Origin of the sequence: Mitsuokella sp. AF21-1AC, from assembly GCF_003458855.1 — a bacterium.
Taxonomy (GTDB): Bacteria; Bacillota; Negativicutes; order Selenomonadales; family Selenomonadaceae; genus Mitsuokella.
Genome location: NZ_QRVW01000025.1, coordinates 1 through 25,639, shown reverse-complemented (window position 1 = coordinate 25,639; position 25,639 = coordinate 1). Strand labels below are relative to the sequence as shown.

Below are 25,639 nucleotides of genomic sequence, written 5' to 3'. Positions count from 1 at the left end.
TAGCTGTCATGCTGTGCGGTGTTTTTTATGGCCACAGGTGCCGGATTGCTGCCGTCATTTCTGGCGCGCGAGGATGAAGACCGTCGCGAGGATGAAGACGGTGCCGATGAGGTCGAAGAGGCCGAACGCGATGTGCAGGAAGGAGACGGAGAGCAGGATGGCCGAGAGGGGCTCGGCGGAGCCCAGGATGCTCGTCTCGCCGGGCTGGATGTACTGCAGGCTGCCGAGGTAGCAGCCGAAGGCGATGACGGTGCCGAAGACGATGATGTAGGCAAAGAGCAGGGCGGACGTCTCATTCCAGACACCCGTGAAGGCGAGCGGGTGAGAAATGGGGATGAAGAGCAGGCCGCCGAGGAACATGCCCCAGCCCGTGACGAGCGTCGGGCGCCACTTGCGGATGAGGCGCTTGGGCTGGACGGTGTAGAAGGCCGCGGCTAGCGCCGACAGCAGGCCCCAGAACAGAGCCTCAGGCGAGATGGCGAGCGCCGAGAGATTGCCGTGCGTGACGAGCAGGAAGGTACCGGCCACGGCGAGAAAGACGCAGAGGAGTTCCACGGGCCGCGGCAGCTTGCGCGTCCGCAGGGCCGTGTAGCAGACGATGACGATGGGCATGAGGTACTGCAGTATGGTGCCGGTGGCGGCATTGCTGTATTTGATGGTCGCAAAATACGTGTACTGGACGGCCAGCATGCCGAAGACAGCAAAGGCCAGGACCTCGATGGCATCGCGCTTCTCGCCAAACAGGGAGAAGATGTTCTGACGATACAGGGTGATGTCGATGACGAGCAGCAAAAGCCCTGAGAGCAGCATGCGCACGCCCACGAGCCATTCTGTCTGGAACGCGCAGTCCTGCAGGATGTACTGGCCGGCGACGCCGGAGCCGCCCCATAGGATCGCGCCCGTCAGCGCGAGGCAGATGCCACGGCGCCGCATGCCGGCAGAAGCAGGGGAAATCGTAGTCACGGTATCATCCTTTCTCAAAGTCCTTTTTCGGGGTCGTACGTGTAGATGGTGCGGCCGGAAAGATCCGTCAGGTGAATGGGGTTGAGCATGAGCTTGTTGTCCTTGATGCGCAGGGCGTCCGTGGTGACGCGGAAGCCGCTGAACGCGATGGCGACATCGTAGAAATGCAGGTCGCGGTATTCATCCGTGAAGCGGCCGCTGATGCTCTCAAACGGGATGCGCCGGTACTGGCCGGGCCCCGACGTGAAGGAGCCCGACGATACGGTTTTCTTGGCCGAGCCCTTCGATTCGATGGCGAGATCCATCTCGACGCGGCAGTGCAGGCGGCTCTTGGGCAGCGCGATGCCCGTGTCGAGATTCGTGCCGTGGCCGTAGAGATGGTAGACGCGCGTGTCGAGGTCGTAATCCCCGTAGGCCGCCAGATCCCCGTCGTAGACGTTGGCCGTGACATCGCGGAACGAGAGCAGCGAATTCTCATAGTAGACGCTGCCGTCGACATTCGTGAAGTAGAGTGCCGGGATGTGGAGCTGGTCCATATGCACCGTGCCCGTGCCGATGGGGTGGGACACCGGGCCCGTGAAGTACGTGGAGAGCGTCATCTTGTCGTGGATGTTCATGCCGAAGCCCAGCGACGAAGGATCGATCTGGTAGAGCACGAGCGCAAGGTCACACGTCGGCTCCGGCTGGCTGGTGAAATCGACCTTGCCGTTCAGCGCGATGGCATCGCCGATCATCGTGCCGCCGAAGCCGCCGATGGAAAGCGCGAGCTCCATATCCTTGTCGGTATCGCCGTTCACGGCAATCTGGACGTGATTCATGAGGTAATGGCGGTCGCGGTAAAAGACCTCCATGCGGCAGTCGTGGGCGTTGAGCTTGATGCGGATGCGCCGGCCGGCCCGGTTGAAATTCTGCCAGTTCTTCTGCATCTTCTGCTGGCGCTTCTGGCGGCGCCAGTCGCCGACGGCGCGGCGCTGCTCCTCGTTGAGCGAATCGAGGCTGACCTTGTTGCGCCAGTCGTCGTCATCGGCGTCCCTGACCTTGTCGAGGTCGGGCGAAGGCCGCACGAAATCCATCTGCATCTTGTCGTTGAGGTGGACGGAGATGGCGGCGTTGTTGACGTTGAGTTCCTCGATGGTCGTCGATTTGAAGTTCTTCGTCAAGACATCCCAGACATTGACGCGGAAATCGCCGCTCGGGATCGTGAGGATGGGGTTGCCGTCCGGGTCGTACCAGGCAAGATTGTCGAAGTAGACGTGGCCCGTGATATCGGAGATCATGCGGTCGACGGTGATCGTGCCGCGCAGCATATCCTGGTCCTCCATGGCGCGGTTGAAGATCATGGCCGCGCCGCGCGAGAGGACCTCAAGGAAAATGAGCAGCAGGGCGATGAGCGCGAGCAGCAGCAGGCAGGCGCGGCGCAGCCAGCGTTTCCGCCGCAGCGTCAGCAGCGCACCGGGGCTGCCGGAGAAAAAAGGCAGTGACATAATATCCCTTCCTTGTGTTTCAGTATTGGTACGGGTCATTTGGTTTGCAGCATCAAATGAATCCTTCCTTATTGTACCATGCAGGCGCCGGATTTTCATCTCGCTTTTGCCGGCCGTGTCAAAATTTTCCCGAAAGGTTTCCCCGACGTTTCCAGTTCAGCAGCAGCAGGATTTCGGAAATCGGATGGCGAACTTTTACGATAACGACAGACTTTTGAACGGAAGAGGGCTTGACTATGTTTTGCATGAAATGCGGCACGAAGCTGCCGGATCACGCTAAATTCTGCTTTAACTGCGGGGCAAAGGTCCCGGAAGGGCTTGGCGAGGAAGAGGCAGCGCCTGCTGCCTCCGAAGAGCCGGCGATGGAGATGCCGGCACCGGCTCTTGAAAAGAAGCCGCTCCCCGATATCCCGGGCAGCCATTTCACGGTCCTAGGGAAATATCCGGTGGACCTGCCGCGGGCTACGGCGCTTTACAACCAGCTCTGGGCGCCGTTCAACCGGGAGGGGACGCGCATCGCCATGCTGGCCCGGCATGAGATCGACCGGCACCTGAAGGAACATGCGGTGGAGAATCCCGTGGAGTTCTCGGCGCAGGTGCTCAAGTACTGCATGACCGTCTGTGACCCGCTCTTTGAACAGGCCGTCGATCTCCTCATCGGCCATCACATCGATTACGTGACGAAGCAGGACCTCTGGGACCGGCTCGATGATTCCATCGCGTCGACATCTCTCGTGAAGGCCATGCTGGAGGATCGGGCGGCGATCGAGGCGTACGAGAAGGACCTGGCGGTGGAAAAGATGGCCGACAAGGCGAGCTGGCGGGGCGGCGGCTTCGGCATCACGGGCGCCATCACGGGCACGATCAAAGCGTCGCTGATGAACACGGCGCAGGATGCCATAAGCTCGCTCGGGCGCAGCGTCACGGGCCAGTCTTATTCCCGCCGGCTCGAGGATTTCATCCGGGAACGCAGCGCCAAGCGGGATTATCCGGCCATGGCGTATGACTTCATCAACGAGGTCTGCCTGAGTGACCTCTTCGCGGAGGTCGACAGGCTGCTGGTGGAGGAGTGCAATCTGCCGCGCGTGTCGTTTGAGACGGACAAGGCGGCGAGCCGGCGCCAGAACCTCCTGACGCGCCTCGCCGACGGGAAAATCGGAAAAGCAGAGGCAATGAGCGGTCTCTGCAGCTGTCTGGAGGTTACGGGGGACACGCTGCCCGTCTATCAGGCTTTGCTGGCGCTTGAGCCATCTGCCGCAAGAGATGTGTTTGGCATCGCCGCGGCCGAAGGTGCGGAACTCCGCCTGGCTCAGTCCGTCTGGGCCGGGTGCGTATCCGATCGGAACGTCCCGGCGGATTTCCGTTATCCAGACTGGAAGCCCTCCTTCCTGCGCCGGCGGATGTATCCGGTATGCGGCCCGGCGATGCTCCTGGCGCTCCTGATCAGGCTCCGGGACCTGCCGCAGATCGTCTGCGGAAAGGATGATCCGCATGTGGATGTCGCGCTGGCCGCCGGCACCTACTGGATTCCCGCCGAGGCCCGGGACGTGGACTTCTGGGGCATGGATGAGCAGGTGGTCCTGGACCTTGATTATCCGGAAGCAACGGCCTGGGACGCGCAGCATGTCCACTTCCATCTGGTGAAATTCACCGGCGCGGCGGAAGCCTGGGCGCAGGATACCCAGAAGCAGAGCCTCCGGCAGGGGCAGGCTGCGCTCCTTGCAGGCGACAACGAGCGTGCGCTTCCGGCCTTCCGGCTGGCCGCGGAGATGGGCAGTGCGGAAGGTGCCTGGCAGGCGGGCAGACTGCAGGCGGCAGCAGGGCAAAAGGAAGATGCGCAGTGGTCCCTCGTGGAAGCGGCCGTACTGGGCAAGCGGGAAGCAGGCTGGGCGCTCTACCAGACGCTCAAGGCGAACAAGAACGAGCAGTGCGCTGCCTACAGGAGACTCGCTGCTGAGGGAGGCAAAGAACTTGAGGCACAGGGGAAATACGCCGAGGCTCTTGACTGGTACAAGAAGCTGGCAGCAGAGGGCGAAGGTGCGGCTTACTTCCATCTGGGCCAGATGATCGAGCAGGGCAGGGGCGTGAAAGTAAATAAGGCCATGGCTGCGGCATGCTACGATAAGGCGCAGTCCTGCGGGTATGAAGCCGCGGGGCCGGCCATCGGGGCGCTCGCGTTTGCCGCGGGCCAGCAGTGGGAAGCAAAGGCCGCTGCGGAGACGGGCGCACAGGCCCTCGCGGACGTGCAGCAGGCCTGGCAGAACTACCAGCGGGCCCTTGAGGAGAACCACCCGGGTGCCGCAGAAAAGATCCGGGTACTCGGACTTTTGCTTGGCAGGGCGATGGAAGCGCAGGGCGAGGACGAAGAAGCCATGGACTACTACCGGGCAGCCATGGAAGCTGGCAGCCAGAAAGCCCTGCTGCAGGCCGCAGGGCTCTGCGCCGATGCGCACAGGGCAGCGTTTGATCTGGCAGAAGCCTGCCGCCTCTACCGGCAGGCGGTGAAGGCCGCTGAGACGGCGGAGGACCAGGCCGCCATCCGGGCGGAATGGGAAAGCCGCAAGGCACGCGTGCCTTTGGAGAATCGCATCGACGGCCTCGTGGCCGCCATGGAAGACCAGATGGCAAAGGCCAAGTTCTACTATTTCGGTGAAAAACTGTCCATGCCGCTTGAAACGGCCATGAAGGCCTATGGCCGGCGGGCGGGCGTCAATCCGGGCGATGTGATGCTGCTCTGCGATTCGACGCATTCCCTCTTCTGGGGGCAGGGCGAGGAAGGCTTCCTGATCACCGGGGATGGCCGGTTCATCAGCTCCCTCGGCATCCGGGTTTCGCTTGACGAGCTGGGGCCGGTGAAGTATCGCGATGAAGAACTCGTGGAGCTCGCCACGGGCACCGTGCTGGCCCGCTTCAAGGGCGAGCAGGAGGAAGACCGGATATTCTGCAGTCTTTTAAACGATCTCGTGCTGCTGCCGCAGCCGGGGAAATAACGGTGACGTTCCTCACATGGACGGAGAAAAGGGCTCTCTGCAGCCGGCTGCTGCGGAGAGCCCTTTTTAAATGGCCGGGAATATGATAAAATAGAAGGAGAATTAGTACAATTTTTACCATTGACTCATTGCATGTACAGTTGTACATATATTTTATTTTAAGAGGCAGGCAAGGGCCAGGGAAGGGAGCAGATGCGCATGAGGATGCCGAAGATGAGGAGATGGCCGCAGATCAGGCGGCTGGCAGCAGGAGGACTTGCCTTGCTCGTCATGATGCCTGCTGCCGGCGAGGCTGCGGCCATCCCGCTGCGCGGCGTCATCGAGGGCTTCTACGGCACGCCCTGGCAGGAAGCGCAGCGCCTCGACATCCTCGACTTCTGCCGCGCGCATCAGCTCAATGCCTACATCTACGCGCCGAAGGATGACCCGTGGCACCGCGAGCGCTGGCGTGAGCCGTACCCTGTAGACAAGCTGCAGGATCTCGCGCAGCTCGTCCGGCGCGCGAAGGCCGACAAGGTGCGCTTCATCTTTGCCGTTTCGCCCGGGCTCGACCTCTCCTTTGCGGGCGAGGCGGGTCAAAAAGACCGCGCGGCCATGCTCGAGAAGCTCTCGCGCATGTACGAGCTCGGCGTGCGCGATTTTGCCATCTTCTTTGACGACATCAAGGACAGGGACGGGGCCGGGCAGGCCGCGTTCCTCAACGATATCCGGCGGGACATGGCGGCGCGCCACAAGGATCTCGGCATCTTTCTGACGGTGCCGACGGAATACTATCGGCAGGACATGGTGACGCCGGACGGCGCGCGCAAGCCGTATACGGATGCATTTGCAAAGACGCTGAGCAAGGATATCCTCGTGCTCTACACGGGCGAGGGCGTCGTGCCGTCGGGCATCACGCAGGACGAGCTGCAGCAGGCGGATGCGCTCTACGGCCGGCCGCTTGGCATCTGGTGGAATTATCCTGTCAACGATTACATGGAGAGCAAGCTGGCCCTCGGGCCCGTGACGGATCTGCCGCGCGGGAGGAAGATCCCGGCCATCTTCTTCAATCCGATGAAATACGAAGCTCTCTCGAAGATCGCACTCGCGACGGGGGCAGCGTATGCGCGCGATCCGCAGAATTACGATCCCGAGCGGGCCTGGCAGCAGGCGATTGCCGAGCAGTACGGCCCGCTGCACGAGGACATGGCGCGCTTTGCCGACCATTCGCAGCACCTTGAGAACGACTGGGCAAAAATCGGGCGGCCGGATGGCGAGGCCCTGCGGCAAAAGACCGACGCACTGCTGCAGGACTGGCCGTCTGGCGCGACGGAAGAGCGGTTTGCAGCCGCCGAAGAGGAGATCCAGGCACTTTCGGCCTCCTGCCGCCGCCTGCAGCTAAAGCTGCCAAAGGAGGTACGCAACGAATGCCGGCCGCAGCTTTTGCAGTTCCGGCGCATCCTCGCGGCGGACGAGACGGCGCTTGCGCTTCTGCGCGCAAAAAAAGCAGGGCAAAGCGGCGAGCGCCTTGCCCTGCACCGCTCCCTGCGGGCACAGTACCGAAGCATCAAGGAAAAGGAAGGAATGGGAAGGCTTTCGGAAACATCGGGCGTCGCCTTCATCGAGCGCGTCCTGGCCCTGCCGTAAGTCATCCATCGAGAACGAGCATGCATGATGTTCATGGCGCTCTGGTGCCCAAGGATTCCAGGAACGCTTAAAAGAGGGGCAGCAACCGTGCGAGCACAAGGCCGGTCGCTGCCATCACGAGTGACAGCACGACATTGGCGAGCACGTTGAGCCCCGCGAGCAGGAAGCTGCCGCCGTGCAGCAGCGTCACCGTCTCGAGGCTGAAGGACGAGAACGTCGTGAAGCCGCCGAGGAACCCGACGGTCAGGAGCAGGCGCATGGGCTCTGCCATGAGGGAACCCGTGCGCTCCGCAATGAGCAGCAGGATGCCCATGATGAAGCCCATGAGCAGGCTGCCGAGCGTGTTGACGAACAGCGTGCCGAACGGGAAGTTTGTCCCAAACAGCGCGCCGATGCTCGTCGTGCTCAGATAACGGCAGACGGCACCGATGCCGCCGCCCACGAAAACGAGTAAGAGATTTTGCATAAGGCCTCCAGAATAAAACGCGGAACATGCGAAATGGAACGGTATCATTATACGCGCCGCGGGAGACTTTGGCAAATCCCTTGACATACCATGACAAAGGACAATATTATGAGAACTGATAAGGAAAGAGCAAGACAGGAGCGCCTCAAACGGCAGCGCCGCCGCAAGAAGCAGCTCGAGCGGGCCATACGGGCCCAGGCCATCCACTGCGACAAGCTGGCGAAGCTGCATCCAACTGGCGTCGTATCGTTCGACCTGGAGCTCGCGGGGCCATTCCCCGACGACATCATCGAGATCGGCGCCCTGCGGCTGGACCTTGCGACCGATACGGTCGAATGCTTCCAGCGGCTCTGCTGCCCGCGGACGTTCATCAACCGCACGGTGCAGGACATGACGGGGCTGCTCAAGGAAGACCTCAAGCACGAACGGCCGCTTCCCGAGGTCCTGCCGGAATTCCTGGATTTCGTGAGGCCCGACGACATCGTCGTCGGCCACGCCATCGGCGACAACGACCTCTTGAGCATCAATCTGGCGCTTTTGCGCATCAATCGAGACAAGCACACGGAAATCAGCTTTTACCCGCGCTATCTCGACACTGTGCGCCTCGCCCAGCAGTTCCTGCCGCGGAACCGCAAGTACAATCTCGAGGTACTGCTTGAGTATTTCGGCTGGCAGAACCGCAAGAAGCACCGGGCCTTTGCCGATGCCGTCGGCTCCTACGTGCTGCTGCAGGAACTCCTGACGCTCGGCGCGTGCAGGCCGGAATGGCTGCCCGACCTCATGGCCCGCCGGGGCGGACAGGAACTCGTCCATACTTACCTGAAACGCATGACAAATTCTTGAAAATGCTCCTTATCAGCGGCAAACACGCACCTATTATGCGAATTTACAAAGAATTTTGTACTGGAATACGATGGGAATGTATTTACTAAACGGACGCTTTTTCGTATACTATTATACGAAGGGGATAGGTTGGCTGCCGAAAGGTATTTATCTTGCCAATTCCAGTCAGGATCTAAGACTTGAACGCCAACCACGAGTCATAGAGACAGGAGTTGGCGCCCTTCATTCGTTGCAGATGACGGCCGGAACCCGCTTGAGGTTCCGGCCTTTTCGTTTCCCTGAGGCATTGGAAAGATGCACGGAATGCCATGAGAAAATGAGTTGCATTTTTTGTTGTGTTTCTGATACAATAATGGACATATTTCATGGAACCGGGCAGAGGAGGACGCGCATGAGTATGATGGAAGAATTGCCGAGCATTTCCCAGCTGGAATGCTTTATCATCTATGGACGGGTACAGAACTTCACGCAGGCGGCGAAAGAGGCGAATATCACGCAGTCGGCCTTCAGCGCGCAGATGAAGAAGCTCGAGGCGACGCTCGGGGTGACGCTCATCCAGCGTTCCAAGCGCGGCAGCCATCTGACGCCGGCGGGGGAACGCTTCCTCGCACGCATCGGGGACTGGATGGAGGAGCTCCACAAGATCGTCTACGATCTGCGCACAGCCGAGGGGGCCGAACAGATGGAGCTCAACGTGGGCATCCTGCGGACGCTCGGCGACGTCCAGATGAACCGCCACATCGCGCATTTCCGCGAGCAGAACAGCCGAATCCGCTTCAACGTCTACGACCTCGAGCGCGAACAGCTCTTCTGCGCGCTCATGGACGACAGGCTCGACGTCGTCTCTTCCTATCTGCTGCCGGAGATGCCGGCCGCGGAGCTCGTCATCGAGCATTTCTGCTGGGACAACATCGTCTATTACGCACCATTGCTCGACCTGCCGCAGGAGCCCGTCACCGTCGACACGATCTTCGCGTCTCCCGTCGTGCTCTATCCGAAACAATTCATCATGAACGATACCATCGTCCAGTACTGCAAGGGGGCGGGCAAGCGCCCGCATACGGCAGCGCGCCTCTCGACGCCGTACGCCATGGCGTATTACTGCCAGCAGAATCCTGCCGGCGCCCTTTTGCCGGAGCGGCTGCTCGAGACGATGGGCTGCAGGCAGGGAATATACCCGCTTGTAAAGCCTCTGCGCACGGATGCCTGCCTGATCTACAAGAAGGACAGTCCGAAGATTCGCCTGATCCAGACGTATGTCGATTACGTGCTCGCCTCCTTCCACGCGGCGCAGCAGGCTCCCAAGAAGCAGGGATGAGGGTGGTCATCGCTTTTTCTTCTGGCTGACATCGCATGGACTGCCCCTAAAGCCAGGTCTTCCTGTCAGGAACTGCTAAGACCAGGTAAAAAAATGCATTCGTATTTCATTCGATTGTCGCGTTTTTATCCGTATCATGCATTTAAACTATGGTGGTTCTGTATGATTCTGCATGATACGCTAATCAAATCAAGAAATAAAGATGCAGATAAGAAGATAATACGAGAAAAGTATGGGTGCAATCGTTTTTGACGATGATACCCATCTTTTTTATGCGCTACACAAATGTTATGAGAGCCCCTATAATCTATAACCATCATATATCTTTTATCTGTTCATCTTACATTTTTAATTAGAAAGGTCGCTGAATATCTTGGCAGAAAAATCTCGGTTGTGGACCAAAGGATTCATACTGGACACGTTAGTCAATTTCCTCATCTACATCATCTATTACATGCTGATGGTCATCATCGCATCGGAAGCCATTCATTCCCTGAATGCTACGATGAGTGAGGCTGGCCTCGCTTCCGGTATCTTCATCCTCGGCACGCTGCTGGCCCGTCTCTTCGCCGGCCGTTCCGTTGAGCTCTATGGCCGCAAGAAAATGCTGTACGCCGGCATCCTGTTTTATCTCGCCACGACGTTCATGTACTTCGCCATCCATTCGCTGCCAATGCTCTTCCTCGTCCGCTGCCTCAACGGTATCGGCTATGGAATCGCTTCCACGGCTACGAGCACGATCGTCTCGACGATGATCCCGGCCGCACGCCGCGGTGAGGGCATCAACTACTATGCCCTCTCGATGAGCCTGGCTGCCGCCATCGGCCCCTTCATCGGCATGCTCATGCAGCAGATCTTCCCGTTCGAGGACATCATTTACTTCTGCATCGGCATGATCGTCGTCTGCCTCGGTGCTGTCGCCGTCATGCATGTCGATGAGATGGAACTCACGGAGGAGCACCGCGCTGCCCTCAAGGAGATCCACATCGCCAACTTCCTCGAGCCGAAAGTCACGGCCATCTCCATCGTTGCCTTCTGCGTCGCCGTCTGCTACTCGAGTGTCCTGAGCTTCCTCGCTTCCTATGCAGCGGAGCTCCAGCTCATGGCCGCCGGTACCCTGTTCTTCGTTGTTTACGCCCTCGCCATCACGATTGCCCGCCCGATTGCCGGCGTCATGTTCGACCGCAAGGGTGAAGATTTCGTCATGTATCCGACGTATGCCTGCCTGGCCATCGGCCTTCTCTTGCTCTCCATCACGACGCAGAGCTGGATGATGCTGCTCGCCGGCGTCTTCGTCGGCCTCGGCTACGGCACGTTCATGTCGAACGGCCAGGCCATCTGCGTCAAGCTCGTTAAAGAAGTCCGCATCGGCGTCGCCGTCTCGACGTACTTCATCGCGCTCGACCTTGGCCTCGGCGTAGGCCCGTACATGCTCGGCGCCTTCAAGGAGTCGCTCGGCTTCCAGGGCATCTACTTCTTCGTCGGCATCGCCGCCATCGGCTGCGCTGCTCTCTACTACGTTCTCTACGCACGCCGCCGCGACGCCGGCCATCTGGTCGCCGCCGATGCAGAGGAGCAGGCAGCCGTCAACGAGGTCGAAGAAGAAGAGTTTGCATAATTCTCTTTGCCGGATACGTCGTCTTCGAGAAAATCAAGCCGCTGGCTGGTGGAGTTTTTCCGCCGCCAGCGGTTTTTCTTTTGCAGGGATTTTGTTGAGAGCTTTGCTGCAGATGTCTGCTAGGAAGAGCATGTCATGCTTTTGCGTGCGTATCTGGAGTGGAATCACATACTATTTTGTGTAGATAATTGATGTACTATACACATATGTGTTACAATATATACATCAACAATATCCGTAATCAGAGGTGTGGAGGGAGACGTCATGGCGAATCTATCACAGAAGAAACGACAGCGCATGCTTAATTTTCTGAATGAACGGAAGTGCCTAAAACAGTGTGCATGATGTGATGTTGATGCGTACCTGAAAGCCAGATACATATCCTTGTCTTATAAGGGCTTCAGGTGTGCGAAGTTTAGTAAAAATAGAAAATATAAAATTATTAGGCGGTGTAATTCAGATGCCACTAATTCCTGACGAAAAACAAAAAAATGATTTTGTTAGCTGGATAAAAAAATATAATCGGAAGAATGCAGAAAATATCATTATTTTCTTAGTAATTTTGGGAAACCAAATTCATCAAAAGATCTTGAAGATAACTGATATACATGAACTGGATTTGCTCTTAAATAAAATTTCCTTAAAAAAAGGAAAAAGAAAAAGAAGCTATGTTGAAGCCTTAAAAGTATACAAAAACTATTTGAATTATTTACAAGAGAAATCGCAAGAAAATCATAAAGCTGAACAATATATTGGCGGAGAACTTTTTGCAGATCAAAGCAAACGTGGCACTGCGGCAGTTAAAGAATCTAATGGTTTTGATTTTGAACCATATCGTAAAATTATTATGACAAAATTTCCAAGAGGATTTCGGATTGAGTCTAAACTGGATATTAAGCGATTCCGTGCTTTTTGGGAAATCGCGAATGGTACAGAACTATCCGATAATGACACAGTCATACGGGAGCGAATTGCTCATAATACAATCAGATACCGAGATTTTGTATACTTACCAGAAATGATGGCTTCCGAAAAAACCCAAAAGAAGCTTCTTGCTTATATCGAGAGCTGTTTTCATGATGGAAAAAAAGGAGTTTACTTTGAAGCTCTTTACAACGAGTTTCAATCAGAATTTGAGGACAAGTGTATTAATAACCCGGACATGCTAAAAAGTTATCTTTCCGGTATCGATAAAAGAAAATATTATATTCATAAAAATTATTTGACTGCCACTGCATGTACTGAAATAAAACCTGTAGATGAAGTACGGGATTACATGGTATCTCTTGGTATACCGATAAGTTTTGATAATTTATATAAAGCGTTGCCTTATATTGATGCGGATACGGTTTATAGGACTGTTACAGGTACTAACAGCAGGGCTTTTGTACGTAATCAGAAAGGTGAATATTTTCATGCAGATATTATCCAATTCACGCAGCATGAATTGGATGTAATCGACGACTTGATTCACCAGTCAATAGATAACAAGGGATATATGGGTGGCAAGGAGTTGACAGATGAAATAGAAAGGTGTTTTCCTTCTATTATAGAGAGATATCCTTTCCTTACCTGGCTTGGACTCCGGGATGTCCTTGCATATAAACTGCAAAATAAATTCTCTTTTAAGGGCAAAATCATTAGTCCTTATGGGAAAGATTTATCAATGGCAGATATTTTTGCATATTTTGCAAAGACTCATGATTATTTTACTTTAGATCAGTTGAACGGTTTGAAGCAAGATCTGGGTACACCAATTTATTTTGATGATGTGTACGCACATTCTTTAAGGATTAACCAAGAGGACTTTGTTTCTCGTGATCAAGCATCGTTTGATACGGAAGCTACTGATTATGCAATTAGTCGGTTCTGTACAAACGATTATATTCCACTAAAGTATGTCAGCTTTTTTGGATCATTTCCAGATGTTTGCTTTCCTTGGAATGAATTTCTACTGGAGCATTATGTAGCAGATTTCAGTAAAAAATTCAAACTTCTGCATACTGGCTTTAATGCCGGCACACCTGTGGGAGCAATTGTGAAGCGAAGTTCTCATTACAGCGACTTTGAAGAAGTTATGATCACAGAGCTTGCTGATAGCAAAATACATCTCAACAGGGAAAACGCCTTGCAGTATCTGGTGGACATTGGTCTGCTTGCCAGAAAAAATTATGGCGGTATAGAGCAGATTTTGTCTAAAGCCAAATTGCAAAGGCAAAGGAAAGGATAACAACGCGGTATGTACGCATATACTTATGATGAACAGACAGGAGGTTTATTGCTGAATAGTTCAACATTGGGCTTCAGCAAAGAACCACGCCCTGTTTACTATAAAGAACTTGATATTCTCGGATTTGACCGGTATTGGAACTATGCAAAGAATGATGCGTATCCCTATATGTGGGCGGAGGCGAACAGCTATTACTACAGAGGCCGTAAGGTTGCGCAGACAAAGGGCGGCTCATGCTATACCGCTCCGAAAATTGTAATCCTTGAAGATCCGGAGCCGAATGGAGAACCCCTTCGCTTTGTGGACATTCCTGCAATGGTGGAAAAGAACAAGAGAATTCTTGAGGGCCTGGTCCAGGAAACTATTAAGAAAACGTATAACATCTATAAGAAATACAGGAATAAAGTGGATGTCTTCTATGTTGCTTTTTCGGGAGGAAAAGACAGCGTAGTTACACTTGATATAGTGCAGCGAACTCTACCACACAATTCGTTTAAGGTTTTATTCGGCGATACGGGGATGGAGTTTCCTGATACCTATGATGTTGTTGAAAAAGTAGAGAATTATTGTGCTAATGAAGGTATAGATTTTATTCGCGCAAAGTCCGAATACGATCCCGAATATACATGGAATGAGTTCGGACCACCGGCAACTGTAACGCGATGGTGCTGCAGTGTACATAAAACAGTGCCGCAAATACTGGCTTTAAGAAAAAAACTGGAAAAATCGGATTTTACCGGGATGGCTTTTATCGGAATACGTGCCAGTGAAAGTTTGGCTCGAAGTGAATATGACTATATAAGCCTCGGTGAAAAGCATAAAGGACAATATAGTTGTAATCCCATCTTGGAATGGAATTCGGCTGAACTATACATTTATATTTATTCTGAGAACTTATTATTGAATGAGGCTTATAAGAAAGGCCAAAGGCGAGCAGGATGCTTGGTGTGTCCAAGGGCGGCCGAGCGAAATGAATTTATGAGTCGAGCTTGGTATCCTGAGGAATTTGACAGATTCATTCACGTAATAGAAAGAATGTATCGTAAAGGTTTTTCCACAGATGAGGCACTAAAAAATTTTATAGAAAATGGCGGATGGAAGGCACGAAAGAATGGCAGAGACCTGCCAATCAAAATAGGGTATTCTGAAACAAAAACTCGTGGGAAACAAATTCTGATCATAGAATCTCCGAGAACTGATTGGAAAGAATGGATAAAGACGATAGGAATTCTGCTTAATGATTCTTCACCATTTAGAATTCTCTTCCGAAATAAAGAATATCAGTTTTCCATCACACAAACAGAGCAAGGTTATCGAGTTTTTATAGATGAAGAGCTCGCCAAGGCTGATCCAATATTTGTCAAGCTATTAAAGAATGTTTTCCGTAAAGCAGCCTGCTGTGTTAACTGTCATGAATGTGAGGCCGATTGTCATAACGGTTGCATTTCGATGCAAGATGGTAGAGTGAAGATAAGTGACAGATGTATACATTGTGCGGAATGTCATAAGGTTGATAAAGGATGCCTGGTTTATAAATCGCTGGAGATGCCTAAAGGAGGGCTAATAATGTCAGCAAATAAGAGTTTAAACTGCTATTCACATCATTCACCCAAGATGGAATGGTTCACGCAATATTTTAGCTACAAGAATGAATTCGATCAGAAGCACTCGCTTGGATCTCAAATGTACAGCTTCTTTAAGCGTTTTCTTAGAGATGCGGAATTACTGGACGAGAATGGCTTTAGTCATACTGCTGAGATAATCGATAAGATTGGGCTTGATAATCTTTCAAGTTGGGGAATCATGCTTGTCAATCTATCTTATACACCACAGATTAATTGGTATGTAAAACGGCTCAAAATGCTCGAAGTATATTCGAAAGAGTATGTATTGTCTCTTTTGGTTAATGACGGTGCAAAAGAAAGCTGGGTTAATGACATATGGAGTTCATTTGGACGGTTTGTCGAACTTCCGTTTAATGAAGTTGGAATGGGGCATTCTGAGAAAGAGAAGAGACATATTATATCAATAACTCGTACTCCTTGGCAGAATCCTGATCCTCGCGTAATCCTCTACTCCCTGTACAAATTCGCGGAAGGCTGCGGAGGATATTACCAGTTCACCCTTGGCCGCCTTCTCAACCACGAGATTGACAGTGAGGGTGTGAGTCCTACCGAGATTTTCGGCATTGATCGCGATCAGATGGAGAAGCTCCTGACAGGACTTTCTGTCAATTATCCTGAATTTATTAATGCGTCTTTTACGCTTGACCTTGATAATATTACGCTCCGCAGCGAGAAAACATCGCAGGACGTTTTGACGCTTTTTTAAGGAGGAACGGTTATGTTGGACAAATATCGCGATTACTTCGATATTGACCCGGAGTATCTCGCACAGATTAACGAGGCAGAAATCGAAAGCCATCCGGATCTCTGGAAGAAGTTCTATCCGCACGATACGTTTGTAAAGCTCGTGAAGGATACAATCAGCGTTATCTCCAGGAGACAGAAACTCTCTATCTGGGTTGAAGGCGCCTACGGCACAGGAAAATCTCATGCTGTGCTGACGCTGAAAAAATTGATTGACGCGTCTGATGAGGACACGAAGGCTTACTTTGACAAATACCAAGACGAATTTGGCACGGATCTTTACAATAAGTTCCAGCACATCAAAAGCGGAGATCAGAAAATTTTAACTGTTCATCGATATGGGTCTTCAAACATCTACGGTGATGACGATCTTGTCTTTGCCATTCAGCAGAGCATTGTCGCCGCCTTGAATGACGCCGGAATCGAAGATCACGGCGAAGGTGCACTGAAGGATTCAGCGGTTGCGTGGCTTTCAGATCCTACGAATAAGGATTATTTTAATGCTTTGATTCGTGAGAACTATACGGATCTTTTCTCCGGGGACGATGTCGACACGATCATTAAAAACCTGAACACCTACAGTGAACAGGCGATGGAATCTCCGTCTAAAGGTGAGGCTCTTCAGACGCTCATGAGCAAGATCATGAAGGTTGCGAAGGAACGTCATTTTTCTGCGCTGTCGCTTTCAACAACGGCACTGCTTAAATGGATTGATGAGGTTATTAAGCGAAATAACTTCAAGGCTATTCTTTTCATCTGGGATGAGTTTACGGACTATTTCCGTAATAATCAGCGCGCCATGACCGGATTCCAGGAAATTGCCGATTTCAGCGGTGATAAACCATTTTATCTCATGATTGTCACGCATAATGTAATGCACATGTTTCCTGAGTCAGACAAGGACTGGAAGCGACTGATGGGACGTTTTGTACAGCCCATCTGCAACATTGAGCTCCCTGAAAATATGGCATTCCGTCTTATGGGCGATGCAATGGAAGAAAACAGTGATCCTGTTGTACAGGCTGACTGGCATGAGACGCGCGATGAACTGTATGAGAGAACACATGACTCCCGGAAATTGGTTAAGGAAAAGGCAAAGATCTCTGACACAGAGCTAAAAAAGGTTCTTCCTATTCACCCTTACGCTGCTCTTCTCCTGAAGCACATATCCTCCGCTTTTGATTCTAATCAGCGGAGCATGTTTGATTTCATTAAGAATGACAGAGGCGATGAAATCAAAGGATTCCAGTGGTTTATAAACAACTGCGGTCCATACGATGCGAATCCTCTTTTGACGATAGATATGCTCTGGGATTTCTTTTATGAGAAAGGCAAAGAATACCTCTCTCCTGACATCAGGGCTATTCTTGACTGCTATTCATTTGCCGAGAGCAAAAACCTTGACTCCGAAAGAAAGCGCGTTTTGAAAACGGTTCTTCTCCTGCAGGCAATTTCCCAGCGCACCGGTGATTCGGTAGAACTCTTTATACCCAATGAGCGAAACTTGAATAACGCTTTTGAGGGCTCCGATCTCGAAAATGATGAACCCGTTCGAATTGCCAACAGTATGGTTCCGGATATTCTTTTCAAGAAACCTATGCTGGGAGGCAAGACGCAGTACTCTGCCCTGATCAACTCAGGAAACGTTGTCGAAATTGATAAACAGAAGGAAGAACAAAAGAAGAAGTCCACGACCGTACTTTTACAGGAAGCGGATATGCAATCTGCCATCGCTCTGACAGGAGCTCTTCGTCTGCGCTACGAGATGAGATGCGTTTCCTCTGGGAACTTTAAATCAACAATAAATGAGCTGCGCGCAAAAGAAGACTCTCTTGGGAATAAAATCATGGCGGTTGCCGCTTTTGCCAGAGATGACGCTGAAAGCATTCAAATTGGCAAGGCAATTAAGGAAGCTGTCGCGGATGGAAGTTATCATATCGTCTTTATTGACGCATCAAAGACTCCGCTTGGCAGCGATATGCTGGAGCAATATGCAGACGCCATGGCAAATTCTGTCGTGAATATAAAACAGGATCGTGGTCTTGCAAATCAGTATGATGCTAACGCAAAGGAGATTCTGAAAAAATGGCGCAGCAAGGTTGAGTCTGGTGAATTTGTCGTTTTCTCAGATGACAAGCCGGATGGAGAACGTGCCGCCACGCTTGAGGAACTTTATGAATACCTTTTTGCTATAGATCGGAAACATTACAGAGATGGTCTTGAAACACATGGGTCTGTCAATGACACAATGTGGCAATCCACATCACTGGCATTGGGTGTTCAGTGCGGTGCCGAGCAAAAAACATCAGGACAGTTCCGTTCTGGAAATAAACAGACGAAACTGGAGAACTATATCGGTAAGGAAGCATGGAATGTCCCGAAATACTGGATATCGTCTCCCCATCTTCCTATTTCCAAAATCAAGCTCGATGTGGATGAGATTGTACAAACTGCTTTTGCGTCCAGCGACAGAATTTCTATCGCGAGGATTTATGATTTTCTGCAGGATAAAAACGGAAAATATGGCTTCATGCCTTGTAATCTAACTGCTTTCGTAATGGGCTTCGTTCTCAAAGAGTATACAGATGGAACGTTCAACTATAGCGACGGCATCAATACAGACGTTCTTACAGTAGCAAAACTTAAGGATATGGTGTCTGAGATAATAAAGAATCAGCAAACTCCGATTTCCCGTTATAAGGATAAATATATTGTAACTACGACTGCGGAAGAGAAGGCTTTTAATGAAGCGTCATCAAAGATTTTTGATATACCGATTCACCTTTGCAACACCGTGGAACAGACGAGAGAACGTATCCGGCAGAAAATGAAGGGCTTGTCCTTTCCCATTTGGGTTCTCAAGTATGTACTCGCTGATTTGAGTCTGAAGTCCAGCGCAGAGACGGTTTCCAAACTCATTGATTATTACAGTGGCATTGCCAACAACAATAATTTTGGCACTTCCAAGACAGATAGCGATATTGCGATCGACATAGGCAAACTTTGTCTGGGTGATCAGAACGTAGTTGAAGACCTCGCTGCACTGGTCACAAAAGACAAATGCACCGACGGAATGAAAGCTTACCTGAATCAATACGAAGATGGTATTCTTCTACAGCTTGCAAATGAAGTGGGCGATGACGGTCAGTTTATCAACCGTTTGAAGAAGAAGTTCGATGCAGATGCTGCAAACTGGGTATGGAATGTTGATACCGCAAACCAGAAAATTAATGAGGTGATTTTGGAATACAGGATTGTTGTAGAAAGCAATAAAGTGCTGCCTAAAAACTTTTCCTTTGATGCCACCATCAGGGAGTGGATTGATAAGTGCAGCATGATCAAGATTTCTTACCTTTACGCAAAGAATTATTGGGAAGACTTGGCTGAACTCATGGAAATGCTCTATGACATCAAGAAATCAGGTGTTTTGCTGGATTCCAGAAGAGAGAAGTTCCTTGAACAGATCAGCGCGAATGGAGCAGCATTCAATCGCTTTTATAACGACCAGGCACCTTTGTTTCGTAAAGCATGTGCTTTTATTGTTGGTCGGTTTAGTGATGAAGAAGTACGTGAAATTTATAAATTGCTTCCTAATAACCTGTTTACGTCTGAAAAGCCTGATTATCAGAACGTAGTTCAGATTGCAGTAGACAAATACATAAGTGAACAGAGTGCAACGAAGCTAAAGGAGATGTGGCGCGAAAAAACGGGTACCGATACTCCAAGACAATGGTCAAAAAGATATAAAACTCCCATTCTATGCATGATTTCGGATGATGAGCTAACGAAAGCAAGATCTGCTTTCAGAACTTTAAACAGCAGGCAGCCGGATGCAACGTCAATCGACAAGGCAATTGAGTACCTTGAAAGAGCCGATTTCTTTGATGAGCTCTCCAGCCAGGAAGAACGGGATAAAGCGTTCCGTGAGAAAATCATTAAATCTTACAATGTCATGCTTACAGATCTTGACGAAGTACGTGATCATTTGATGGGAACGGTCGGTGCGGAACCTTATGATTGGTACGCTTCCTTACAGGTAGATAATGAACTGAAGGAAATGGCCGAATTTAAGTACAATGCTACAGGCTGCGACAAGGCACTGAAGAAAATCGAGGACATGGATGTGGCTGAGGTAAAAGAGTACCTTAAGCGGCTTATTAAGGACAATATGGTTGTCGGCATGGAAATTATAAAGGGAAAGTAAGGAGGCGCTGATATGAGTCTAAAGAAGGAGGACGCAATAAAAAGAATTGATAAATATCTGCGTCGAAACGACTCACATCCACGTCTTGTGAATGTGAATAATCCGGATGATTTGAATTCAATCCGACAAACTTTTTCTGTGGGTAATTACATTTTTAAATCCGTCTCAGACTTTTCCAAGCCTGATGAAAGCCTTTCAGAAGACGCTTTTTATAGCTTCCTTCAGGAAGCGTCTTCTCCGGTTTTCCTTACGGGATTTACAAGTTATTACCGACTTCTTGGCGAAGAAAAATTGCAGGATTTTATTAATCGCATGCTTGGAATGTCCAAACCTGATATGCATGTGGTTGTTCTATGCTACCAATGTGAGAAATATCTGACGAAAAGTGATCCGCGCTATTCGCAATTTGTGTACCTGATAGAAAGTCCAATAGTGCCATTGCCCAATCTTGTTTTCACTGCTCCCAATTTGCCGTTTCCTGCAAAAGGAACAGTTATAGAGGGAGTTCAAGATGTCGCTGCATACGTGGAGAAAGGTTCGACTCCAAAGTTTTTTATCCGTACCAAAAAGCAGAAAAGTTCCTACCCACACTCGCTGTATCCTATAAAAGAGCAAAACAATTCATATGAAGCATTATGCGATATAGACATTTTTACAACTCGATTAAAGGAAGCATACGGGGCAGAAGAAAACTGGAAGTTTGCGCTTTCTGAAATCTCGACTTACGGCTCATGGGGAAATTATGTCATGGCTGTCTTTGGGACAACCACGAATCTCGAGAATTCCATTGGAAGCTGGTTGTCTTTTGATAGCAAAAAGAAGTGGCTTTATTTTATAGCACTTAAACTTTACGGAGCGCAAAACAGCTGGTGCTTATCTGTTGCCGTTAAGAACGCGGAAAACAGTTCCCTTTTTATCAGAAGTGTGTTCAGGAGTATTCTTCAAATTTCGCATAATGATAAGGAGTTCTGGAAACATTATGATGAAAGAAAAGGCATTATTCGCGCGTTAGGGAATCAAGATTCTGAGGTGGTCGATTACTGCGCTATGGTTAAAAGCAAAGGCGCAGATGCTCTGTATTATTTAACAGATGCGTCACCGCGGGAAAAGAACTTGATTTTTGAAGAGCTTGCAGCATATTCTGAAGAAATCGGGCGGAAAAAAGTAGTAGAAGCGCTCAGCCATATTTATCCCGATTTGTATTCATATTTGAAACCGTATAGGTTCAATGAACCGTCTTTGAACTTAGATGCGTATTTCCAGGAATACAAATATCAGAAAGTGGTCAACAGGATTTTTCCTGATTTTCTGGAAAGGGTAAATGATCAGGCTGAGAAACGGGAGTTTAATCTATATTTACCAGCCCGGAGTGAAAAACTCGACACAATCGAGAAGAAAGGAACAGCTTTATATTTTATGGATGCGATGGGTGTCGAGTACCTCAGCTTCATAATGGATCAATGCAAAAAGCAGAAACTTATGGCCTACACCACCATATGCCATTGTGAGCTTCCATCAATAACATCGCTTAACAAAGAATTTGTTGATGTGCTTACAGAGGGAGGCGCGGTTGCCGTTCCGGACAAAAAAGGTATAAAGAGTCTTGATGATTTGAAGCATCATGGCGTGGAAGAATTCGATTTCACAAACAATGAGATCCCTACATATATTTCAAGAGAGTTTGAAATAATCAGTGAAACGATCGAAAAGATAGCAACCTATCTGAGAAACGGAACATATAAGCGTGTGGTTATGATAGCGGATCATGGGGCAAGCAGACTCTGTGTTCTTGCGAAACAGGAAAATCAATGGGAATCGGAATCAAATGCAGAACATTCCGGAAGATGCTGTCCTGTTAGCGAAATCGATGAAATTCCTTCATGTGCGACGGAAGAAAACGGTTACTGGGTTCTCGCCAATTATGACAGGTTCAAGGGCGGTCGTAAAGCGAATATAGAGGTTCATGGTGGAGCTACTCTTGAAGAGGTTGTAGTTCCGATTATTGAGATAGTTTACGCACCAGACGAGATTGAGATTTTGATACCTGACAAGTATAAGAATGTAAAGTTCAGCAGGCGGAAAAAAGATGCTGTTTTGCATATATTCTCAAAAACAAAGCTGGATAACCTCAGCATTCGTGTTTCCGGTCTAAATGGTGAATATGAAGGCAAATCGGCTGACGGGCAAACATTCACAATAGCTTTACCAGAGTTGCGTAAAGCTGGAAAGTATACTGTGGATGTTTTCTATGACAATAATCTTTTGAAAAGCGGGCTGGAATTTACTGCGGACAACACCGATTTCGGCGAGAAAAAGCTTTTGTAAGGAGGTAGGCTTAAGTGAGTGAAAAACTCAGAGAATGTTTTGACGATGGAATGGTCGTCTATAAAGATTTGAGCGAAATGAGCTTCTTGAAAACCTTGAAGCTTCCTTCGTTTCTCCGGGACTGGGTTTTGCACCAGTTTGAAGATGATGAAGGAAAGTTTGATGTTGAGGAGCTGCTCGATTTTGTAAATACATACATGCCTCGAAAAGAGGACTGGCTTAGTATAAAAAATCGAATCAGCAAGGAATATGAACGAGTAAAGATTCTAACGAAAATTGATGTCGATATTGATATCAAGACTGGGACGGTTTCTTTTGCATTGCCAGACTACGGTCTCTCTAATAAAGAAACTGTGATTGAAGACGCTGTCTGGGATAATGTAAAGGATGAACTTGTCAAAAGTAATGAAATCTGGGGAATTGTTGAACTTGGATATCGCCCGCCTGACGACAGCGCACGCCCTAAAATACCCGGAAAAATCAAGTTGACGGATTTCAAAAGTTTTACACCATACGATATCTACCTTGATTTTTATAAGGAGGTAAGGACTGATTTCTCTATTGGAGAATGGATTGATATTCTTCTGGGAGCTATGGACTACAATTTCAATGGCTATGAGGATGAACACGAAAAACTGTCAATGCTCCAAAGGCTGCTTCCTTTTGTGGAAAAGAATTTAAACATCATAGAACTTGCACCAAAAGGAACCGGGAAATCCTATGTCTTTGGAAATATCAGCAAGTATGGCCTGCTTGTTGACGGCGGTACTGTATCAAGGCCAAAGATGTTTTACGACAAAGCACGAAGAACGCCGGGATTTATAGTGGGTCATGATTATGTCGCCATAGATGAAGTAAAGAAAGTCCAGTTTACAGATATAAGTCAGATGCAGTCTATATTCCAGGGATATATGGAAAGCGGAAAGTGCAATGTTGATGGCTTTACGGTAACCTCTGATGCAGGAGTTGTATTTCTTGGAAATATTGAACAGAGCAATATGGATGAATATAAGAGCATGTTCACGGAGCTGCCCTCTTTATTTAAAGAAAGTGCACTTGTTGACCGTATGCATGGCTTTATCAAGGGGTGGGATATTCCCCCTATGAAACCAGAATTGAAAATTTCCGGATGGGCGTTAAATACGGAATATTTCTGCTCAATTTTGCATTTACTTCGGGACGATATCAGTTATAGAGCTATTGTAGACAATTTGGTACAAGTTTCGGATGGAGCCTATGAACGTCATGTCGAGGCCGTGAAAAGACTGACGACTGCATATTTGAAGCTGCTATTCCCAAATGTAAAGACTGTAAAAGATGTGGATCGCCATTTGTTCATGCAGTATTGTCTCAGACCGGCAATAAAGATGAGAAGCATTATTCAAAAGCAACTTGCAATTCTCGATCCAGACGAATATCAGAAACCAGCTAAACAGATGCCGAAATTTACCTTAAAGGAGCTTGCGGATGAAGAAAATTGATTGCATAAGCTGTGGAAAAAAAGATTTAGATAAAAACACGATAGGTCTTAACAAAAAATTGCTCGGCAAAAACATCTCGAATTATTATTGCATGGATTGTCTGGCGGATTATCTTGGCTGTACTGTAGATGATTTGAAAGACAAAATCGAGGAATTCAAGGATGAGGGCTGTACGCTTTTTGAATAAGGAGATGAGGGTAATGATATATGCAGATAATGCTGCGACAACTGAATTATGTCGTCAAAGCTATGAAGCTATGGAGCCTTATCTCCGTGACGAGTATGCCAATGCATCTCAACCATATTCATTTGCTAGATTAACGAAAAGAGCGTTAAAAGAGGCTCGTGAGATAATAGCTTCGTGTATAAATGCTTTGCCAGAAGAGATTTATTTCACTTCGGGTGGTACGGAAAGTGATAACCAGGTAATAAAATCAACGTTGTTTTTCAATAAAGACAAAAATGAGATTATAACTTCCTCCATAGAACATCATGCAATTTTGAATTCATGCGAGACTGTTTCTTTGCTCGGTATACCAGTTGAATATCTTCCGGTTGACAGAAAAGGAATTGTTCAGCCATTTGATTTGGAGAAGAATATTTCTAAAAAAACCGGACTTGTTTCTATAATGTATGGAAATAATGAAATCGGGACGATTGAGCCAATAAAGGAGCTTTCTTCTATAGCTCATAAGGCCGGTGCAATCTTCCATACTGACGCGGTACAGGGAGTAGGGCATGTTTCTATCGATGTTCATGCTCTGGGAGTGGACTTGTTGTCTTCTTCATCACATAAATTTAATGGGCCTAAAGGAATTGGATTTTTATATATGAAGAAAGGTGTAAAAATCCATCCATTTATGAATGGTGGAGCACAGGAAAAAGGCATGAGGGCGGGAACAGAAAATATCGCAGCCATTGTAGGAATGGCCGCTGCACTAAAAATGAATGTAGAAAGATTAGCTGATGCACGGGAGCATTTAACAATCCTTGAGGATACTCTTATTCGCGCACTTCAGGAACTGGGACTTGATTTTATTCGCAATGGTTCGAGCAATCATCTTCCTGGTAATGTGAATCTTTCATTTCGCGGAGCTGATGGAGAGATGTTGCTTCATCGGCTTGATTTAAAAGGTATTTTTATCTCTACCGGTTCAGCATGTGATTCTGTAGATTCGCAAGTCTCTCATGTTATCAGAGCAATACACATACCAAAAGAGTATGCGGAAGGGACAATCCGTATTTCATTTGGGGCAAATAATAAAGAAGAAGAGGCTGTGAGAATTGCTAAAGAAATTAAGAACATTCTAGGTTAAAGTGTGAATGCCAACGAAAAAGTGAGCCACGTGCTTGCCAAAAATTGAGCCACTGTAATCATGAACTCAAACTTCGTAAGCGCTAAATCACCCGGTGTATAATCTGCCAGCGGTGATGGGGTGTGTCAAAAAGAAAAATGGGGAAGTTTGGATTATCGAGACGAAAGGCGGCGAGAGCCACGGCGTAGACAAGAACATTGATAAGCAGATTGCCAACAAGTTCCAGGCGTTCAAGCGATATGCTGAAAAGCATGATTTAAAGTGGGGCTTCGTTCGGGATAAGGACAATGAACTTTACATCAACAATACAGAGTTCGTCAGCGATATGTCAGATGAGGAATGGAAACCTCTGTCTGATGTATTATGATACTCAAACTTCGCACACCTGAATCCCTCATAAGATAAG

Annotated in this window: 16 protein-coding genes; 13 read left to right on the top strand and 3 right to left on the bottom strand. The window is 49.2% G+C overall.

The genetic code is table 11. The features are described from left to right. Positions 1–54: 54 nt before the first annotated feature. Complete coding sequence (locus tag DWX75_RS09290) at positions 55–963, bottom strand: DMT family transporter (protein WP_369974345.1); 909 nt, start codon at positions 961–963, stop codon at positions 55–57. Positions 964–977: 14 nt separating this feature from the next. Further along, positions 978–2,447: a hypothetical protein gene (locus DWX75_RS09285; RefSeq protein ID WP_118016048.1), complete on the bottom strand. Its 1,470-nt coding sequence runs from the start codon at positions 2,445–2,447 to the stop codon at positions 978–980. Between the two features lie 236 nt (positions 2,448–2,683). Between DWX75_RS09285 and DWX75_RS09280 the strand changes: the two genes are divergently transcribed. Together DWX75_RS09280 and DWX75_RS09275 are read left to right on the top strand one after the other, a co-directional pair. Beyond that, positions 2,684–5,437: a zinc-ribbon domain-containing protein gene (locus tag DWX75_RS09280; RefSeq protein WP_118016047.1), complete on the top strand. Its 2,754-nt coding sequence runs from the start codon at positions 2,684–2,686 to the stop codon at positions 5,435–5,437. Positions 5,438–5,650: 213 nt separating this feature from the next. Beyond that, on the top strand, positions 5,651–7,063 hold the full coding sequence (locus tag DWX75_RS09275; protein ID WP_158558784.1) for a protein O-GlcNAcase: 1,413 nt from the start codon (positions 5,651–5,653) through the stop codon (positions 7,061–7,063). A gap of 67 nt (positions 7,064–7,130) precedes the next feature. On the opposite strand, the gene crcB is transcribed toward DWX75_RS09275, so the two are convergent. Further along, positions 7,131–7,529 carry a fluoride efflux transporter CrcB gene (gene crcB, locus DWX75_RS09270; protein ID WP_118016045.1) on the bottom strand — a complete coding sequence of 133 codons (399 nt, stop codon included), beginning with the start codon at positions 7,527–7,529 and terminating at the stop codon, positions 7,131–7,133. Between the two features lie 108 nt (positions 7,530–7,637). Between crcB and DWX75_RS09265 the strand changes: the two genes are divergently transcribed. The 11 genes from DWX75_RS09265 (at position 7,638) to DWX75_RS09215 (ending at position 25,600) form a co-directional block, all read left to right on the top strand. Continuing rightward, on the top strand, positions 7,638–8,372 hold the full coding sequence (locus DWX75_RS09265; protein WP_158558783.1) for a PolC-type DNA polymerase III: 735 nt from the start codon (positions 7,638–7,640) through the stop codon (positions 8,370–8,372). Between the two features lie 391 nt (positions 8,373–8,763). Beyond that, entirely contained in the window at positions 8,764–9,690 is a 927-nt protein-coding gene (locus DWX75_RS09260) for a LysR family transcriptional regulator (RefSeq protein ID WP_233519556.1), read from the top strand. 391 nt (positions 9,691–10,081) lie between these two features. Next, on the top strand, positions 10,082–11,308 hold the full coding sequence (locus DWX75_RS09255) for an MFS transporter (RefSeq protein WP_233519555.1): 1,227 nt from the start codon (positions 10,082–10,084) through the stop codon (positions 11,306–11,308). Positions 11,309–11,714: 406 nt separating this feature from the next. Beyond that, entirely contained in the window at positions 11,715–13,538 is a 1,824-nt protein-coding gene (locus tag DWX75_RS09250) for a hypothetical protein (RefSeq protein WP_147671573.1), read from the top strand. Positions 13,539–13,547: 9 nt separating this feature from the next. Continuing rightward, positions 13,548–15,869, top strand: a complete 2,322-nt coding sequence (locus DWX75_RS09245) for a phosphoadenosine phosphosulfate reductase family protein (RefSeq protein ID WP_199497580.1) — start codon at positions 13,548–13,550, stop codon at positions 15,867–15,869. A 12-nt stretch (positions 15,870–15,881) separates the two neighbouring features. Further along, positions 15,882–20,111, top strand: coding sequence for a hypothetical protein (locus DWX75_RS09240; protein ID WP_118016040.1), 4,230 nt, complete (start codon positions 15,882–15,884; stop codon positions 20,109–20,111). A gap of 12 nt (positions 20,112–20,123) precedes the next feature. Continuing rightward, on the top strand, positions 20,124–22,436 hold the full coding sequence (gene pglZ / locus DWX75_RS09235; protein WP_118016039.1) for a BREX-4 system phosphatase PglZ: 2,313 nt from the start codon (positions 20,124–20,126) through the stop codon (positions 22,434–22,436). A gap of 14 nt (positions 22,437–22,450) precedes the next feature. Continuing rightward, a complete protein-coding gene (brxL, locus tag DWX75_RS09230) occupies positions 22,451–23,917 on the top strand; it encodes a BREX system Lon protease-like protein BrxL (RefSeq protein ID WP_118016038.1) in 1,467 nt (488 codons plus the stop codon). Next, positions 23,904–24,104: a hypothetical protein gene (locus DWX75_RS09225; RefSeq protein WP_118016037.1), complete on the top strand. Its 201-nt coding sequence runs from the start codon at positions 23,904–23,906 to the stop codon at positions 24,102–24,104. Before brxL ends, DWX75_RS09225 begins: the two co-directional genes overlap by 14 nt. Positions 24,105–24,117: 13 nt before the next feature. After that, positions 24,118–25,233, top strand: coding sequence for a cysteine desulfurase family protein (locus DWX75_RS09220; protein ID WP_118016036.1), 1,116 nt, complete (start codon positions 24,118–24,120; stop codon positions 25,231–25,233). A gap of 94 nt (positions 25,234–25,327) precedes the next feature. Further along, entirely contained in the window at positions 25,328–25,600 is a 273-nt protein-coding gene (locus tag DWX75_RS09215) for a hypothetical protein (RefSeq protein WP_199497579.1), read from the top strand. Positions 25,601–25,639 lie beyond the last annotated feature (39 nt).

Excerpts from the sequence above, each read along its gene's own strand:
- DWX75_RS09275 (WP_158558784.1), top strand. The coding sequence starts at position 5,651 with ATGAGGAGATGGCCGCAGATCAGGCGGCTGGCAGCAGGAGGACTTGCC.
- DWX75_RS09240 (WP_118016040.1), top strand. The coding sequence starts at position 15,882 with ATGTTGGACAAATATCGCGATTACTTCGATATTGACCCGGAGTATCTC.
- DWX75_RS09225 (WP_118016037.1), top strand. The coding sequence starts at position 23,904 with ATGAAGAAAATTGATTGCATAAGCTGTGGAAAAAAAGATTTAGATAAA.
- DWX75_RS09245 (WP_199497580.1), top strand. The coding sequence starts at position 13,548 with ATGTACGCATATACTTATGATGAACAGACAGGAGGTTTATTGCTGAAT.
- DWX75_RS09220 (WP_118016036.1), top strand. The coding sequence starts at position 24,118 with ATGATATATGCAGATAATGCTGCGACAACTGAATTATGTCGTCAAAGC.
- DWX75_RS09260 (WP_233519556.1), top strand. The coding sequence starts at position 8,764 with ATGAGTATGATGGAAGAATTGCCGAGCATTTCCCAGCTGGAATGCTTT.
- pglZ (WP_118016039.1), top strand. The coding sequence starts at position 20,124 with ATGAGTCTAAAGAAGGAGGACGCAATAAAAAGAATTGATAAATATCTG.
- DWX75_RS09285 (WP_118016048.1), bottom strand. The coding sequence starts at position 2,447 with ATGTCACTGCCTTTTTTCTCCGGCAGCCCCGGTGCGCTGCTGACGCTG.
- DWX75_RS09265 (WP_158558783.1), top strand. The coding sequence starts at position 7,638 with ATGAGAACTGATAAGGAAAGAGCAAGACAGGAGCGCCTCAAACGGCAG.
- DWX75_RS09280 (WP_118016047.1), top strand. The coding sequence starts at position 2,684 with ATGTTTTGCATGAAATGCGGCACGAAGCTGCCGGATCACGCTAAATTC.
- crcB (WP_118016045.1), bottom strand. The coding sequence starts at position 7,529 with ATGCAAAATCTCTTACTCGTTTTCGTGGGCGGCGGCATCGGTGCCGTC.